General features: G+C 67.5%; 13 protein-coding genes. 4 read left to right on the forward strand and 9 right to left on the reverse strand.

Annotation, left to right across the window (positions count from 1 at the left end):
• Positions 1-19 precede the first annotated feature (19 nt).
• The 6 genes from HWY37_RS11550 to HWY37_RS11575 form a co-directional block, all read right to left on the reverse strand.
• Positions 20-1,045 carry an ABC transporter ATP-binding protein gene (locus HWY37_RS11550; protein WP_175205003.1) on the reverse strand — a complete coding sequence of 342 codons (1,026 nt, stop codon included), beginning with the start codon at positions 1,043-1,045 and terminating at the stop codon, positions 20-22.
• On the reverse strand, positions 1,042-2,040 hold the full coding sequence (locus tag HWY37_RS11555; RefSeq protein WP_175205004.1) for an ABC transporter ATP-binding protein: 999 nt from the start codon (positions 2,038-2,040) through the stop codon (positions 1,042-1,044). The genes HWY37_RS11550 and HWY37_RS11555 overlap by 4 nt, the downstream gene beginning before the upstream one ends.
• Entirely contained in the window at positions 2,040-2,933 is an 894-nt protein-coding gene (locus HWY37_RS11560; RefSeq protein ID WP_175205005.1) for an ABC transporter permease, read from the reverse strand. The genes HWY37_RS11555 and HWY37_RS11560 overlap by 1 nt, the downstream gene beginning before the upstream one ends.
• Entirely contained in the window at positions 2,926-3,870 is a 945-nt protein-coding gene (locus tag HWY37_RS11565; protein WP_217481264.1) for an ABC transporter permease, read from the reverse strand. Before HWY37_RS11565 ends, HWY37_RS11560 begins: the two co-directional genes overlap by 8 nt.
• 12 nt (positions 3,871-3,882) lie before the next feature.
• On the reverse strand, positions 3,883-5,448 hold the full coding sequence (locus HWY37_RS11570) for an ABC transporter substrate-binding protein (protein ID WP_217481265.1): 1,566 nt from the start codon (positions 5,446-5,448) through the stop codon (positions 3,883-3,885).
• Between the two features lie 96 nt (positions 5,449-5,544).
• Positions 5,545-7,818, reverse strand: coding sequence for a penicillin acylase family protein (locus HWY37_RS11575; protein WP_176088673.1), 2,274 nt, complete (start codon positions 7,816-7,818; stop codon positions 5,545-5,547).
• Between the two features lie 141 nt (positions 7,819-7,959).
• On the opposite strand from HWY37_RS11575, the gene HWY37_RS11580 reads away from it, so the two are divergent.
• The 4 genes from HWY37_RS11580 to HWY37_RS11595 all read left to right on the forward strand — a co-directional run bounded on the left by HWY37_RS11580 (position 7,960) and on the right by HWY37_RS11595 (position 11,952).
• The gene (locus HWY37_RS11580; RefSeq protein WP_175205007.1) at positions 7,960-8,715 is read left to right on the forward strand and encodes a GntR family transcriptional regulator; all 756 of its coding nucleotides are present in this window, start codon (positions 7,960-7,962) and stop codon (positions 8,713-8,715) included.
• Positions 8,716-8,829: 114 nt separating this feature from the next.
• Positions 8,830-10,098, forward strand: a complete 1,269-nt coding sequence (locus HWY37_RS11585) for an aminotransferase class III-fold pyridoxal phosphate-dependent enzyme (protein WP_175205008.1) — start codon at positions 8,830-8,832, stop codon at positions 10,096-10,098.
• Between the two features lie 10 nt (positions 10,099-10,108).
• Positions 10,109-10,981 (forward strand): transketolase, encoded by an 873-nt coding sequence (locus HWY37_RS11590; RefSeq protein ID WP_175205009.1) that lies wholly within the window; start codon positions 10,109-10,111, stop codon positions 10,979-10,981.
• Positions 10,978-11,952: a transketolase family protein gene (locus HWY37_RS11595; protein ID WP_175205010.1), complete on the forward strand. Its 975-nt coding sequence runs from the start codon at positions 10,978-10,980 to the stop codon at positions 11,950-11,952. Before HWY37_RS11590 ends, HWY37_RS11595 begins: the two co-directional genes overlap by 4 nt.
• 49 nt (positions 11,953-12,001) lie before the next feature.
• On the opposite strand, the gene argE is transcribed toward HWY37_RS11595, so the two are convergent.
• From argE to HWY37_RS11610, 3 genes are all read right to left on the reverse strand, one after another.
• Positions 12,002-13,177, reverse strand: a complete 1,176-nt coding sequence (gene argE, locus HWY37_RS11600; protein WP_176088674.1) for an acetylornithine deacetylase — start codon at positions 13,175-13,177, stop codon at positions 12,002-12,004.
• A gap of 47 nt (positions 13,178-13,224) precedes the next feature.
• Positions 13,225-14,190, reverse strand: coding sequence for a LysR substrate-binding domain-containing protein (locus HWY37_RS11605; RefSeq protein WP_175205012.1), 966 nt, complete (start codon positions 14,188-14,190; stop codon positions 13,225-13,227).
• Between the two features lie 176 nt (positions 14,191-14,366).
• Positions 14,367-15,038 carry a DUF1028 domain-containing protein gene (locus HWY37_RS11610; protein WP_176088675.1) on the reverse strand — a complete coding sequence of 224 codons (672 nt, stop codon included), beginning with the start codon at positions 15,036-15,038 and terminating at the stop codon, positions 14,367-14,369.

Here is a 15,038-nt window from a genome sequence, read left to right on the forward strand (position 1 = left end):
GAAATCCTCGTGGATGCGGTCAGGGCGCGGGTTGGACCGCGGGTTGGGCGACGGATTGAGTGACGGATTGCGCGGCCAGGGTGTCATGGAAGTGGCAGGCCACCAGCCAGCCGGGCTCGACCTCGCGCAGCAGGGGCTTCTCCTGCCGGCAACGGTCGGCCGCGTGCGGACAGCGCGGGCTCAGGCTGCAGCCCGCCGGCCGGTTCAGCACGCTCAGCAGTTCGCCCTTGATCGGCGGCGGGCGCACGCGGCCGGCCACCGGGCGCGGCACCGCCTTGAGCAGGGCCTGGGTGTAGGGATGGCGCGGCGCGGCGTAGAGCGATCGCTTGTGGCCGATCTCGACGATCTCCCCCGCGTACAGCACGGCCACGCGATGGGAGATGGCCTTGACGACGGCCAGGTCGTGGGCGATGAAGAGATAGCTCAGGCCCAGGCGCTGCTGCAGGTCCATCAGCAGGTTGACGATCTGGGCCTGCATGGACACGTCCAGCGACGCCACCGCCTCGTCGCACACGACGAAATCCGGATTGAGCGCGAGCGCCCGCGCGATCACGATGCGCTGGCGCTGTCCGCCGGAGAACTCGTGCGGAAAGCGCCCGGCGAAGCCCGCCGGCAGGCCCACCATGTCGAACAGCTCGGCCACCCGGTCCTGCCGTTCCTTGCGGGTCTGCCTGCCGGCGATGTCCAGCGGCTCGGCGACGGCGTCGCCCACCCGCATGCGCGGGTTCAAGGAAGAATAGGGATCCTGGAACACGAACTGGATCCGTTGCCGCACCGCGGCCAGATTGGCGCGCCCCTGCGGGCCGGCGATGGATTTCCCGAACAGGCGGATATCGCCTTCGGTGGGTTGCAGCAGCCCGATCATCATCCGGCCGATGGTGGACTTGCCCGAGCCGGACTCGCCCACCAGGCCGATGGTTTCGCCATGAAGGATGTCGAAGCTCACCTGGTCTACGGCCCGCAGCACGGCGTTCCTGCCCGCGCCCCGGCCCAGTTTGAAATCGCGGCTCAGGCCGCTGACCTGCACGATGGGATTCTGGCTCATGCGGCGATCTCCTCCTTGGCCTGCAGGGCCGCGCGGGGCGGACAGCGCAGGATGCGGCCCGACGGCAAGGCCTGGATCGGCACCGGCGCCGCCAGACAGGCAGGCTGCGCCAGGCCGCAGCGCGGCCCGAAACGGCAGCCCTTGGGCCAATTGCCCGACGCGGGAATGCTGCCCGGGATGGCCAGCAGCCGTTCATGATCGGCATCCAGATCGGGAATGGCCCGCAGCAGGCCCTCGGTGTAGGGATGCAAGGGCTTTTCGAACATCTGCGCCGCGCCCGCCTCCTCGACGATGTGGCCGGCGTACATCACGATGACGCGCTCGACGAATTCGGCGACCAGGCCCAGGTCGTGCGAAATCAGGATGACCGACATGCCGATCTCGGCCTGGAGCTCGCGCAAGAGCTGCATGATCTGCGCCTGGATGGTCACGTCCAGCGCCGTGGTCGGCTCATCCGCGATCAGCAGCTTGGGGCGGCAGGCGATCGCCATGGCGATCATGACCCGCTGCCGCATGCCGCCCGACAGGCGGTGCGGATACTCGTCCACGCGCCGGCGGGCGTCGGGAATCCGCACCATGTCCAGCAGCTCGATGGCGCGGCGCCGCGCCGCGGCCCGGTCCAGGCCCTGGTGTATGCGCAGCGTTTCGCCGATCTGGTCGGCGACGGTCAGCACCGGATTGAGCGAGGTCATCGGATCCTGGAAGATCATCGCGATATCGCCGCCGCGCACCTGGCGCAGCCTGCCCTCGGGCAAGGCCAGCAGGTCCTTGCCCTCGAAGCGTATGGCCGAGCCGGGCATGCGCGAGGTGCGCTTGTGGTGCAGGCGCAGGATGGACAGCGCGCATACGCTCTTGCCGCTGCCGGATTCGCCGACGATGCCGAGCGAGCGGTTGGCGTCCAGGGAAAAACTGACGTCGCTGACGGCTCGGGTCCAACCCGCGTCCGTGCGGAACTCCACGCTCAGCTTGTCCACCTCCAACAAGGGCTGGTTCATCACGCGCCCTCCACTTTCAAGCGGGGATCAAGGACATCGCGCAAGCCGTCCCCCAGCAGGTTGATGGCCAGGGCCGACAGGCTGATGGCCAGGCCCGGGAACAGCATGATCCACCAGGCCTCGACGGCGTAGTCGCGGCCCTCGGAAATGATGTTGCCCCAGCTGGGCATGGGCGGCGGAGGACCGATGCCCAGGAAGCTGAGCGTGGCCTCGGCCAGGATGGCGTAGGCGAAGATGAAGGTCAGCGACACCAGCAGCGGCGCCAGCGTGTTGGGAAAGATGTGGCGGGCGATGATGCGCCAGGCGCTGGCGCCGCTGATGCGCGCCGCGTCGACGTAGTCCAGCTGGCGGATCACCAGCACCGTGGCCCGCACGATGCGCGCGATGCGCGGCACGTAGGCGAAGGCCAGCGCGATGATCACGCTGTGGATCTGCGGCCCCAGCACCGCGTTGATGCCGATGGCCAGCAGGATGGCCGGAAACGCCAGCAGCGCGTCCATGATGCGCATCAGCAGCGAATCCAGCCAGGTGAAGTAGCCGGCGATCATCCCCACCAGCGCCCCGCCTATCGCCGCCAGGACCGACACCGCCAGCCCGATCCACAAGGACAGGCGGGCGCCGTACAGCACGCGGGTGAAGACGTCCCGCCCGTACATGTCGGCGCCGAATGGATGCTGCAGCGAAGGCGCGTGGAAGCGGTCGGCGATGCGCATCGCCATCGGATCGCCCGAGGTAATGAACGGGGCGAACACGGCGCCGGCGACGATGACCAGCAGGATGACCGCGCCGATCCGGAACGAGCGATGGCGCCACAGGCGCTTGAGCACGCGCCGCCGGTTGCCGGAAGCCGCGGCCGCCACCTGCGCCTGGCTGTCGATTGCAATATCAGTCATAGCGCACCCGCGGGTCGATGAAGGTGTAGAGCACATCGATCAACACGTTGATCAACACGAAGGCGAAACCCAGCAGCAGCATGGTGCCCTGCACCGTCGGATAGTCGCGCGCCATGATGGCCTGCACCAGCAGCCGGCCTATGCCCGGCAGGGCGAACACCTGCTCCACCACCACGGAACCGCCGATGAGCAGGCTGACGATGTAGCCGCCGACCGTCACCACCGACACCAGCGTGTTGCGAAAGGCGTGCTTGCTCACGGTGAAGAACTCGGACACGCCCTTGGCGCGCGCCGTGCGCACGTAGTCCTGGTCCAGGATCTCCAGCATCTCGGAACGCGTCATCCGCGCCAGGAAGCCGATCTGGAACAGCGCCAGCACGGCGGCCGGCTGCAGCAGCGCCGCCAGCCAGTCCAGGAAGCCGTCCTCCAGGGGCACGTAGCCGGCGGAAGGCAGCCAGCCCAGGTTCACGCTGAACAGGATGACCGACAGGGTCGCTATCCAGAAGTTGGGCACGGACACTCCCAGCAGCGCGAACCCCATGACGGCCGAGTCCAGCCAGGAATCGCGCCAGTAGGCCGCGGTAATGCCCAGCGCCACGCCCACGGGCAAGGTAATGGCGAACGCCACGGCCGCGAGCGACAGCGTGACGGGCAGGCGCTCCAGCACCGCGGACAGCACGGGCTGGTTCAGGACCAGCGATTCGCCGAAGTTGCCCTGCGCCAGGTGCGTGAGCCACAGCCAGAGCTGTTCAAGCAGGGGCCGGTCCAGCCCCAGCGTGCGGCGCATGGCCTCGATGGCTTCCGGACCTGCCTGGTCGCCGGCGATGATGACGGCCGGGTCCCCAGGCAGCAGGTGCATCAGGAAGAAGGTCAGGATGGCCACGATCAACATGACCGGCACCGCCTGCGCGATGCGGGTGGATATGCTGTGCAACATGGTCGCCGCCCCTTACTTGAGCCACACGTTCCAGAAGTGGTTCATGTAGTACGGCCTGAATCCGCCCACCTTCCGCGTGTTGATGACCTGCACGTTGCCGCGGTCGGCCACCTTGATCATGTAGGCCTCGTCCAGCACCCGCTGCTCGATGTCCAGCCAGGCGGCCTTGCGCCCCGCCAGGTCGGGCGTCTTGTAGAAGGTCGCGTAGGCGTCATCCAGCACCTTGTCGTCCTTCACGTGCGGGAAGTTGTAGATCATGGACTGCCACTGCTGCGGACCCAGGATGGGGTTGGAGCAGAAGCTGGTGGTCGACACGTTCCAGTTGCCCTTGCCGGTCTGCAGGTTCGAGGCGTTGGTGGTCCAGTCGGTGATGTCGATCTTGACGTTCATGCCGGCCGCCTTGAGCTGCTCGGACAGCACCAGGATGGCGTCGCGCATGTAGTCGTAGTTGTTGTTGGTCTGCAGGACAATGGGCGTGTCCTTGTAGCCCGCCTCCTTCAGCAGCTCGCGCGCCTTCTGCGGATCGTTCTGATTGTAGCGGCCGTCGGTCACCTTGCCGCCGTAGTACGCGCCCTCGGGGTAGACCATGGAGTGGTTCTTCTTCGACGCGCCTATCACCTTCATGATGTCGTCGACGTGCACCGCCTCGCGTATCGCCTGGCGCACCTTGACGTTGTCCGTGGGCGCTTGCTGCGAATGCACGATCAGGTACTGCTGGCAGTACGGATAGACCGTGACTTCCTGCAATTGCTTCTGGCCTTTCAGGCGCGCTGCCAGTTCCGGCGGAATGGTCGACGTGAAGGCCGCTTCGCCGGTCTGCATCGCGGCCACGCGGGCGTTGGCCTCGGGCACGAAATTGAAGCGCACTGCGTCGAGGTAGGCGGTGCGCTTGCCGGCGAAGCCGTCGGGACCGTCCGCGCTGTCGTCGGGCACGTAGTCCGGGAAGCGCTGGATGACCAGGTGGCTGTCCTTGACCCACTGGCCCAGCTTGAAGACGCCGGTGCCGATGATGTCGATGCCGCGCGCGGGCTTGTCCTTCTGTTCCGCGGGCAGGATCACGAAGGGATAGACCGGCGTCTTCAGCACGTCCAGGAAGGCCGCGTTGGTTTTCTTCAGCTTGATCACGAAGGTGTCGGCGTCGGGCGTTTCATAGCTTTCCACGTCGTCGAGCGCGGCCTTGTTCGGGCTGACACGGGCATAGCGTTCAAAGGTCGCCTTGACGTCCTCGGACGTCATGATCTTGCCGTTGTGGAACTTGACGCCCTTGCGCAGCAGGAAGGTGTAGGTCTTGAGGTCGTCGCTGACCTTGACCTCGCGGGCCAGCAGGGGCTTGGTGTTGTAGGAACCGTCTATGGTCACCAGGCCTTCGTACAGGTGATGGATCACCTCCAGGTCGACCATGCTGGCCGCGACCTGGGGATCGAGCGTGCCCGGGCCGGACAGGCTGGCGTAGACCAGGGTCCCGCCCTGCTTCGGCGTCTCTTCCGCCGCGCCTGCCGGCGCCATGGCGCCAGCCAGAAGCGCGGCGCCCATGACCAGGCCGCACCCGATCCGCTGCAATGTGGAATTCGTGAACATCCTGTTCCCCTTTCTGTTCATGGGGTCCGGCCGAGGATTGCGGCGGACCCGGTTGCGACCGGCGCGGGCGCGCGGCTTGCGCGCCCGCGCCAGGCCTTATGGACTGACGGCGCTTGCTGATTCCGGCCGCAGTCCCTGGATCTCGATGCGCTGGCGCGACACGGCGCAAGCATCGACCGCCTGCCGCGTGAACGGCGCGGGCGCAAGCTCGCAACGCGCCCACAGCGGGTTCTGGTCGCTGTAATGCGGGCTGCCGGGCGCGCCCGAGGCGCCGTGGAAAACCGACCAGCGGCTCTCGTCCCAATTGCCCACGTCGAAGACGTAGCGCGCGACCGGCCCATAGCTGGAGGGCGGCCCGCCGGAGGGATAGGCGCCCGTGGCGCAGACGCAATCGCCGTCGCCGGCGACCTCGTTGGAAGCGGGCGCCAGCCCGGCGGCCGCCTCGGGGAAGGCCGTGGCCAGCGGATGCGCAAAGATGGGGCGGTGCAACTGCCCCCAGGGCGGCGGCGCGCCGCGTCCGGCGACGGTATCCAGCGCTTCCCGGATGACCTCGTCCCAGGTGGCGCCGGCCAGCAGGCTGGCGTCTTCGCGGCGCAGCAGCTCGGGCAGCGTCCACCACAATTGATTGACCGGCACCACGCCCGGCGCGGCCATCACGGCGAACATGTCCTGTGCTGCGCGGTCCAGCCCCGAACGCCGCGCCAGAATGCGCGTCATCTCCTGGCGCACCAGGTAATACGCCGAGGGCGTCGTTTGGCCTGCGGCCATGCTGCCGTCCCAGCCTTGCAGCGACGCCGCCAATTGCGCCGCGGCGCCCTGCGCTGGCGTCCTGGCGATGCGCGCGGCGATGTCGCGGGCCCGTGCGCTGTCGGTATCGCCCAGCAACGCCACCATGTCGTCCACGCGGGCGCCGTCCATGGCGTCGAGCCGTTCGCTGATGCGGCGCGCGCGGGTCGACGGATGGCAATCGGTGCACAGGTAATCGGCGCCATCGTCCGGCGCGATGCGGTTGTTGGCGGTGACGATTTTTCCGGAGGGCGGATCCTCCTGGCGCGGCATGCGCTCCCAGGGAATGTAGCCGCGCCATTCATGCTGTCCGGTCCAGCCGGGCACCGGCAGCCAGCCGTTGGCGCGGTCGCGCTGCGGCACGATGGCGCGCACATTCACGCTGATGTGGCCGGCCGTGTCCGCCGCCACCACGCTGTGATCGATCACGCCCCAGGGACGGCAGACCTCGTTGAATTCGCGCGTGCCGCGGGCGCGCAGCATGGGCAGCAGGCAGTCCAGCGAACGGTCCACCGGATCCAGCTGCACCGACCGCAACGCCAGGCCGTAGCCTTCCGGACCGGGATCCGCCAGAAGCGGACCGTGACGGGTCTGGATGGCGTGCACCTTGAAGGATTCCGCGCCTCGCACCCGGACCCATTCCTCCCGGACCTGGGCCTGGGCCCAGCCGGTTTCGGTCTGGTAGCGCGAGGGATCGTCGGGATCGAAACGTTCCAGGTACAGGTCATGGATGTCCGCGAACGCATGCGTCACGCACCAGGCCACGTGTTCCGTGTGGCAGAAGTGCGGGAAGGCGGGCACGCCCGGCACCGAAAAGCCCAGGGCATCGAACTCGCCACAGCTCAGGTGCAGTTGCGCGTACATGCCGGGGATTTCGAAGATGCGGTGCGGATCCCCCGCGACCAGGGGCTTGCCGCTTGCGCTGCGCGCGCCCGACACCGCCCAGTTGTTGGAGCCGGCGATGGTGCCGTCCGCCGGCGCCAGGGCCAGCAGCGCCTCGATGGAGGGCGCCAGGGATTGCAGGCCGGCGATCCAGCGCCGCGTCTCGCCGTCATCGACTTGCGGCACGACGTAGCGTTCATTGCCGCCGTCGTCATAGCGCAGCAAGGCCACGGCCTCGGGCCCGATCGTGCGCAAGGCCGCGGCGCGCCACAGCTTGAACCAGATGGAACCCATCAGCAGGCCGCGCTGCCGCATCACGGCGACCGAATGCCAGGGCTCCCAGGGTTCCGGCGTTTCCCCCAGCAGTTCGTACTCCACCGGCAAGGGCAGTTCCGCCATGGCCGCGTTGACGCCCTGGGCGTAGCACTCCAGCATGCGCCGGGTCTCGGCAGACAAGGCGGCGTAATCGCGGCGCGACGCCGCCTCTACGCCCAAACGCCGGGCCAGCGCATCCGCCCCCGCCCCTTCGGGCCCGACCCATTCGGCATAGCGGCCAACGGCGCGCCGGCGCGCGGCGTCCATCTGCCACAGCCGGTCCTGCGCATGCACATGGCCATTGGCGTAGAACAACTCGTCGATGCCGCCTGCGCGGACATGCGGGATGCCCCAGCGGTCTCGCAGCACTTCAGGGGACGATGGCATTCAGCGTTCCTCCGGTTTGCCGTGGCCCGGGCCACTGGCTTAACACGATATATAATATATTGTGTTCTTTTAGGGTGCGGTCATATCCGTAGTTCTACCTAGGCGACGGTACTTCCCTAAAATCGAGATCCAAGACAACCGATGCCGGCCTCCGCTCCGTCCACCATGGCAACAGAGAAATCCTCCGTCACTCGCTCCAGCCTTACCGGTCAGGTCTACCGCACCCTGCGCGACAGATTGATGTCCGGCCGCTTCCAGCCCGGCGAACGCCTGAAGATCTCCACGCTGGCGGCTGACCTCGAAGTCAGCGAAACGCCGGTGCGCGAAGCCATCCTGCTGCTGACCAACGACGGCGCCATCGAAATGAAGGCCGGCTACTACTTCCTGACGCGCCGCCTCTCGCTGTCGGAATACCTGGAGATCCGCCGTCTGCGTCTGCACCTGGAACCGATGGCCGCCGTCGAGGCGCTGGCCCACACGGACCCGGCCTTCATCGCGGACCTCGAACGGATCCACGCCACGCTGATCCGCGCCGAAGAGGAAAAAGACTATCCGCAGGCGGTCCAATCCAATTACGACTTCCATTTCTCGCTCTACCGCCGGTCCGGCATGCCGCAGCTGACCGAAATCCTGGAACGCCTGTGGATACAGGCGGGCCCCTTGCTGAACTACCTCTATCCCCACGGCCACCCCACCTATGAAGGCGAGCACCAGCATCTGCGCATCATCGACGCGCTGAAGGCCGGCGACGCCGCGGCGCTGGCAACCGCCGTGGAGCAGGACCTGATCGAAGGCGGCGAACAGTTCGTCGCCTACCTGGAATCGATCGACCACGAAGAGCCCGAGCCAGTGAAGAAGTCCTCGGCCAAATCGGTCCGCCGCAGCCCGCGCAAGTAACCGCTCCCCTTCCGGTCCCCGCGCAACAGTCGGGATTACCAGTGTGTTTTCAAACATCATATATCATGTATCATGTTTGCTCCAAGCACCGTAAGCCAGGGATGGGAACGACAAATGACCGCGACACAAACGGCAGTAGATCTGAACCAGGGCAGCAACCAAGCACTTGTAGACACGGCCCTGCGGGCCCGCGCCGCCAAGGTCATACCGGGCGGCATGTACGGCCACCTGCACGCCAGGAACCTGCCGCCCGGCTATCCCCAGTTCTATGCCCGCGCCGACGGCTGCCGCGTCTGGGACGTGGACGGCCGCGAGTACCTGGATTTCATGTGCAGCTGGGGACCGGTCATCGCCGGCCACAAGCACCCCGCCATTGACGAAGCCGCGCGCAAGCAGGCCGAACAGGGCGATTGCATGAACGGCCCCACCGCCAAGCTGGTGGAACTGTCCGAGCGGCTGGTCGGCATGCTGCCCCACGCGGACTGGGCCATGTTCCAGAAGAACGGCTCCGACGCGACCACGGCCGCCCTCATGATCGCGCGCGCCGGGTCCCGCAAGCGCAAGATCCTGCTGGCCAAAGGCGCCTACCACGGCGCCGTGCCCTGGTGCACGCCGTCGGTGGCCGGGGTCACCGCCGAAGACCGCGCCCATCTCATCTACTTCACGTTCAACGACATCGAAAGCCTGGAAGCGGCGGCGCGGGAAGCCGGCGACGACCTGGCGGCCGTGCTGGTCTCGGCTTTCCGCCACGACCTGGGCACGCCCCAGGAAATGCCGCGCGCCGACTTCGCCCGGGCGGCGCGCGCCCTGTGCGACCGCCAGGGCGCGGCCCTGGTCATCGACGAGGTGCGCGCCGGCATGCGCCTGTCCTTGCAGGGCAGCTGGGAAGCCCTGGGCGTGCGGCCCGACATCTGCGCCTGGAGCAAGGCCATCGCCAACGGCTATGCGCTGGCGGCGGTCACCGGCAACGACGCGTTCCGCCAGGCGGCCCAGCAGATCTACATCACCGGCTCGTTCTGGATGGGCGGCGTCGCCATGGCGGCGGCGATCGCCACGCTGGACGTGCTGGAAAGCAGCAATGCCATCCAGCACTTCGAACAGATGGGCCAGCGCCTGCGCGACGGCCTGCAGCGCCAGGCCGACAGGCACGGCGTCAGGATCAGCCAGACCGGTCCGGCCCAGCTGCCGCTGGTGCTGTTCGCGGACGACGCGGACTACTCCCGCGGCGCGCGCTTCATGGCGGAAGCCCTGAAGCACGGCGTCTACCTGCATCACCGCCACAACATGTTCCTCAGTCTTGCGCATACCGCGCGGGACATCGATCACGCCCTGCAAGTGACGGACCGCGCCTTCGAAACCGTCGCCAACGCGGCCGCCCACTGAAGGAGAAAAAATGGACGCACAGACTGCACCCACGCCTTTCCCCGTATTCGCACCCACCCAGGAACCTTCCGAGCTGGCGCGCATCGCGCTCGCGCTGCGCAAGCAGGTCGTGCGCATGGTCGCGCGGACCGGCCAGGGCTACGTCCAGCAGGGGCTGGGCGCGGCCGACCTGTTCGCCACGCTGTACTTCTCCGAGCTGACCCTCAAGCCCGAGGATCCCGCCTGGCCGCAGCGCGACCGCTTCATCCTGTCCACGGCGCACAACACCGCCATCTTCTACGCCACGCTTGCCGCGCGCGGCATCCTCGATGCCAAGCGCCTGGACACCTATTGCGATGACGGTTCGGAACTGGAGATCAATGCCTCGGAACGCCTGGGCCCCATGATCGAAGCGACCTGCGGCTCGTTGGGCCAGGGCCTGTCGGTCGGCGTGGGCATGGCCGCGGCCCTCAAGCGCGCGGGCAGCCGCAGCCGCGTCTACGTCGTGCTGGGAGACGGCGAATTGCAGGAAGGCCAGGTCTGGGAAGCCGCCATGGTCGCCGGCAATTGGGGCCTGGACAATCTTTGCCTCATCATCGACGCCAACGACATGCAGGTCGAAGGCCACATCAACCAGGTGCAGCCCGATGAGCCCCTGGCGGACAAATGGCGCGCCTTCCGCTGGCACACGCACGACATCGACGGCAACAGCATCCCCGCCCTGCAGCAAACCCTGCGCCTGGCGCGCACCACTCCCGGGCAGCCCCACTGCATCATCGCGCGGACCCTGGTCGGCAAGGGCGCCCCTTCGCTCGAAGGGATACTGGGCCATAACCTGAAGCTGCCCGCCGACGCCGCCGCCCGCGCGCTGGAAGAACTCGATCAACAGGAGGCCCTGGCATGAGCCATTCCCCAGACACGCTCGCCGTCAACGACTTCACCGACCGCTCCGGCGCCCAGGCCACGCGCCGCATATACGGCGAAGCGCTGCTGGCCGCGGCCCGCCGCGATCCGCGCATCGTCGCGCTGACCGCCGACCTGAGCGGTCCCACCGAGACCGACATCTTCCGCGACGCCCTGCCCGAGCGCTTCTACCAGGCCGGCATCGCCGAAGCCAATATGGTCGGCATGGCCGGCGGCATGGCGCGCTGCGGCCACATTCCCTTCGTGCACACGTTCAGCGTCTTCGCCACGCGGCGCGCCTACGACCAGGTCGCCATGCAGGTGGCCTATCCCGGCCTGAACGTCAAACTCGTCGGCTTCATTCCCGGCGTGGACACGCTGCTCGGCGTGAGCCACCAGGCCATCGACGACATCGCCCTGATGCGCGCCCTGCCCGGCATGCGGATTCTGGAACCCGCCGCCGGCCAGGCCGCTGCCGCGGTCGAAGAGGCCCTGGCCCACGACGGCCCGGCATATCTGCGCCTGGCGCGGGCCAACCCCTCCGCGGCCGCCGCCGATTACCCGCCGCCCAAGGACGGGTTGGCGCGGCTGCGGCCCGGTCGCGACGGCCTGCTGCTGGCCTGCGGCCTGGGCATACCCGCCGCCGAGGCCGCGGCAGGCGAACTGGCCCGCCAGGGCCGCGACGTCGGCGTGGTCGCCGTCACCTCGCTCAAGCCGCTGAATCCCGCCATCGCCGAAATGGCGCGGCAAGTGCCCACGGTGCTCACCGTCGAGAACCACTCGGTCATTGGCGGCCTGGGCTCGGCCGTGGCCGAACTGCTCATGGAGCACAAGGTCATGGTGAACTTCGCCCGCGTCGGCGTGCGCGACAAGTTCACCCATGGCGGCACGACGCCCTATCTGATGGCCAAATTCGAGATGGACGCCGCCGCCATCGTCCGCGAATTCCTGAAGGCGGCGGGCAGCGCCTGAACGGACCACGAAAAACCCGCATCCTCCTGCAGGGATGCGGGTCTTGGCGCTAGGCCATCAGATACTGGGTCAGCTTCTCCATCATGGCGTCGCAAGCCTCCAGCTGCGACAGCTCGACGTACTCGTCGGCCTTGTGCGCCACTTCGATGCTGCCGGGTCCGCAGATCAGCACCGAGGTCTGCGCCCACAATTGCTGGAACAAGCCGCCCTCGGTGCCGAAGGCTGCCTTGGTCAGCGGCGTGCCCGGCGGCAGCCACGAGGCCAGCAGCGCGACGGCCTCCGAGTCCTCCGCCGTGGCCAGGCCGGGATAGCTGTTGACCGTCGTGACCCGGGGAGGCTCGGCCTCGGGCCGGGCGCCCGCGACGCGCATTTTCGTCCTGGTGAGTTCCAGCACCCGCTCCAGGATCTGGTTCGGATCATCCTGCGCGACGTTGCGGATCTCGAAATTGACCTCGCATTCCGCCGGCACGATGTTCAACGCCGTGCCGCCCTTGATGGTGCCGGCGTGCACTGTGGTGTACGGCACGTCATAGCCGGATTCGCGTGGTCCGTTTTCGGCCAGGTCATGCTGCACGTCGCGCAAGGCGCTGATCAGATCGCTGGCCGTGTGGATGGCGTTGACGAAATGCGGCGCCAGCCCCGAGTGGCCCGCCTGGCCGCAACATAAGGCCCGGTAGGCCGCCTTGCCCTTGTTGCCGGTGCCGATCTTCATCAGCGTGGGCTCGCCCACCACGCAGAGCAGCGGCGCCGGTTCCATGAGTTCCAGCGCGCGCAGCATGTGGCGCACGCCCACGCAGCCGATCTCCTCGTCGAACGACAGCGCCAGGTGCAGCGGGCGCGCCAGCGGCAGGCGGGCCGCGCGGATCATGGCCATCACGGCGCAGGCGACGAAGCCCTTCATGTCGGCGCTGCCGCGTCCATAGATGCGGCCGTCGCGCAAGGTCGCCTCGAAGGGCGGCGAGGTCCAGGGCTGGCCCGTCACCGGAACCACGTCGGTGTGGCCCGAGAGCAGGATGCCGGGTACGTCCGGCGGACCGACGGACGCATACAGATTGCTGCGCCCGGCGTCCTGCGGGTCGGCCACCAGCGTGGACTCGATGCCTGCCTGCGCCAGCAGTTCCCGCACACGCTCGATGAGTTCGATATTGGGCGTCAGCGTGACGGATTGGAACGCGAGCAGCTCGCGCAAGAGGTCTGGACTATTGTCCGGAGTCGGTTTGCTCATGGCATGGACCTGCAGGAAGGCGCCAGGCGCTCAGACGCGCCCTGCGCTCATTTGTTTTCGGGAGACACGTAGGGATCGAAGAAGCTGCCTTCGCTCATGCCGGGTATGTACTGATCCGAGATATAGGCGCGGCAGCGCTGCATGAACACCTCGGTCAGGCGCGAGGGCTTCATCGGCTTGTAGGTCGTCAGGCCCAGCAGCATGGGCCGGTGTTCGCCCACCAGGCGCAGCCGCACCAGCCGCTTGCCATCCAGCGCCTGCGTGGACTTCGGCCGCACGTTGAACAGGGCGTAGCCTATGCCGTTTGCCACCATGGACCGTACCACTTCCTCCGACCGCGAACGCGCCACGATGTTCGGTTCCAGCCCGACCTTCGCGAATAGCGACATGAAGTAGTCGCGGCTCAGGGGCAGGTCCAGCAGCACCATCGGCAGCCGGGCCAATTCCTCCAGCGTCACCGCGATCTGCTGCGACAGCGGATGCAGTTCGCTGACCACCACGTGCGGCGGCAGGCGCGCCAGCGCCTCGAACGAAATCTCGTCGCCCAGCCGCAGGTCGTAGCTCAACGCCACGTCGATCTCCAGCGTGTGCAGCTTGTCGATCAGCAACTGCTGGTCGCCTTCGACCATGTGCAGCTCGACCTTTTCGAATGCCCGCGAGAAGCCGAAGATCACCTCCGGCGCGATCATGGCCGTGAGCGACTGGAAGCAGCCCACGCGCAAGGTGCCCTGGATGGTATTGCTGGAGACGGACGCGATCTTGTAGAGGCGCGACGCGCGTTCGAGCAGGTCCTCGCATTCGCTCATGACCTGCTGGCCCAGCACCGTCAGGGCCAGGCCCTTGGACGGATGCCGGACGAACAGCTGCACGTCCAGCTCGGTTTCGACATGCGCGATGGCTGCCGAGATCGAAGGCGCCGAAATGTGGATCTGGCTGGATGCCGCAGCGATACTTCCATGCTTGGCCGTGGCGACGAAGTACTCCATCTGGCGCAGCGAAATGCGATTGAGCATAGTCCGAAGTGAGAAAACTGGAGCAGGCTGGAGGGAGATGGCGTTCCGCCTTGCGGGCCGCCATCGTGGCGCGGCGCCGGCATGAGCCGTACCGAGCAAAAGTGTATCCACTATGCCCGGCCAGCGGGGCATGGCGCTCCTCGGGTTTTCTCGCACTAGCCGCCTGCAGCAAGCAGTCACAAATTGCCTGGCACGCCGAAACTCGGCGCGGCGCGCGGATCCCTGGCGCGGGTGATGTAATCCTGGATCTGCGGTTCGTAGACCTTCCAGGCCTCGTATAGCGTTTCGACGGGACAGTTCTCCACCCAGTCCATGCGCAGGTCGACGATGGGCCAATCCAGGTCCGCCACCACCAGCAGCCCGGCCGAATGCACCGGCCCCTCTTCGCCGCCGGCCGCCTGCCCGGCCAGCATGGCCTGCATCAGGCGCTCGGCCAGCGAGCCCGAGGTCTTCTCGAAGGCCGACAGCATGGCGGCGGGTACATCCAGCGACGCCAGCATATTGCCGGCGCACGCGGCATGCTCGCCCTGCGCGCTGGCAAGGCGGCCCAGCGCGTTCGAGCCGGTGTAGATGGCCGGCGCCCGCGTGGCGTCGATGGCCATCAGTTGCCGGTAGCTGATGAAGGGACGTTCCGCCAGGCCTTGCAGCGCTTGCTCGGGCGCATGGCCCTCGGCCATCGCATCAAGCATGAGCGGCCCCAGGGCGGGGTCGGTGATGTTCTGGCTGACCGCGGCGCCCACGCCGGCGCGCGCGCGGATGCAGCGCGCCGCGACCGCGGGCGACGAGGACGAGACGGCCGCGCCGAATTGGCCGGTGGCCGGGCAACGGGCAATGATGGAGAAAGTCAT

The organism is Achromobacter anxifer (assembly GCF_903652925.1).
GTDB classification, from domain to species: Bacteria; Pseudomonadota; Gammaproteobacteria; order Burkholderiales; family Burkholderiaceae_B; genus Achromobacter; species Achromobacter anxifer.

What these genes read in the sequence shown, in the direction of transcription:
- HWY37_RS11550 (WP_175205003.1), bottom strand. Translation starts at nt 1,045, where the DNA reads ATGAGCCAGAATCCCATCGTGCAGGTCAGCGGCCTGAGCCGCGATTTC.
- HWY37_RS11555 (WP_175205004.1), bottom strand. Translation starts at nt 2,040, where the DNA reads ATGAACCAGCCCTTGTTGGAGGTGGACAAGCTGAGCGTGGAGTTCCGC.
- HWY37_RS11560 (WP_175205005.1), bottom strand. Translation starts at nt 2,933, where the DNA reads ATGACTGATATTGCAATCGACAGCCAGGCGCAGGTGGCGGCCGCGGCT.
- HWY37_RS11565 (WP_217481264.1), bottom strand. Translation starts at nt 3,870, where the DNA reads ATGTTGCACAGCATATCCACCCGCATCGCGCAGGCGGTGCCGGTCATG.
- HWY37_RS11570 (WP_217481265.1), bottom strand. Translation starts at nt 5,448, where the DNA reads ATGTTCACGAATTCCACATTGCAGCGGATCGGGTGCGGCCTGGTCATG.
- HWY37_RS11575 (WP_176088673.1), bottom strand. Translation starts at nt 7,818, where the DNA reads ATGCCATCGTCCCCTGAAGTGCTGCGAGACCGCTGGGGCATCCCGCAT.
- HWY37_RS11580 (WP_175205007.1), top strand. Translation starts at nt 7,960, where the DNA reads ATGCCGGCCTCCGCTCCGTCCACCATGGCAACAGAGAAATCCTCCGTC.
- HWY37_RS11585 (WP_175205008.1), top strand. Translation starts at nt 8,830, where the DNA reads ATGACCGCGACACAAACGGCAGTAGATCTGAACCAGGGCAGCAACCAA.
- HWY37_RS11590 (WP_175205009.1), top strand. Translation starts at nt 10,109, where the DNA reads ATGGACGCACAGACTGCACCCACGCCTTTCCCCGTATTCGCACCCACC.
- HWY37_RS11595 (WP_175205010.1), top strand. Translation starts at nt 10,978, where the DNA reads ATGAGCCATTCCCCAGACACGCTCGCCGTCAACGACTTCACCGACCGC.
- argE (WP_176088674.1), bottom strand. Translation starts at nt 13,177, where the DNA reads ATGAGCAAACCGACTCCGGACAATAGTCCAGACCTCTTGCGCGAGCTG.
- HWY37_RS11605 (WP_175205012.1), bottom strand. Translation starts at nt 14,190, where the DNA reads ATGCTCAATCGCATTTCGCTGCGCCAGATGGAGTACTTCGTCGCCACG.
- HWY37_RS11610 (WP_176088675.1), bottom strand. Translation starts at nt 15,038, where the DNA reads ATGACTTTCTCCATCATTGCCCGTTGCCCGGCCACCGGCCAATTCGGC.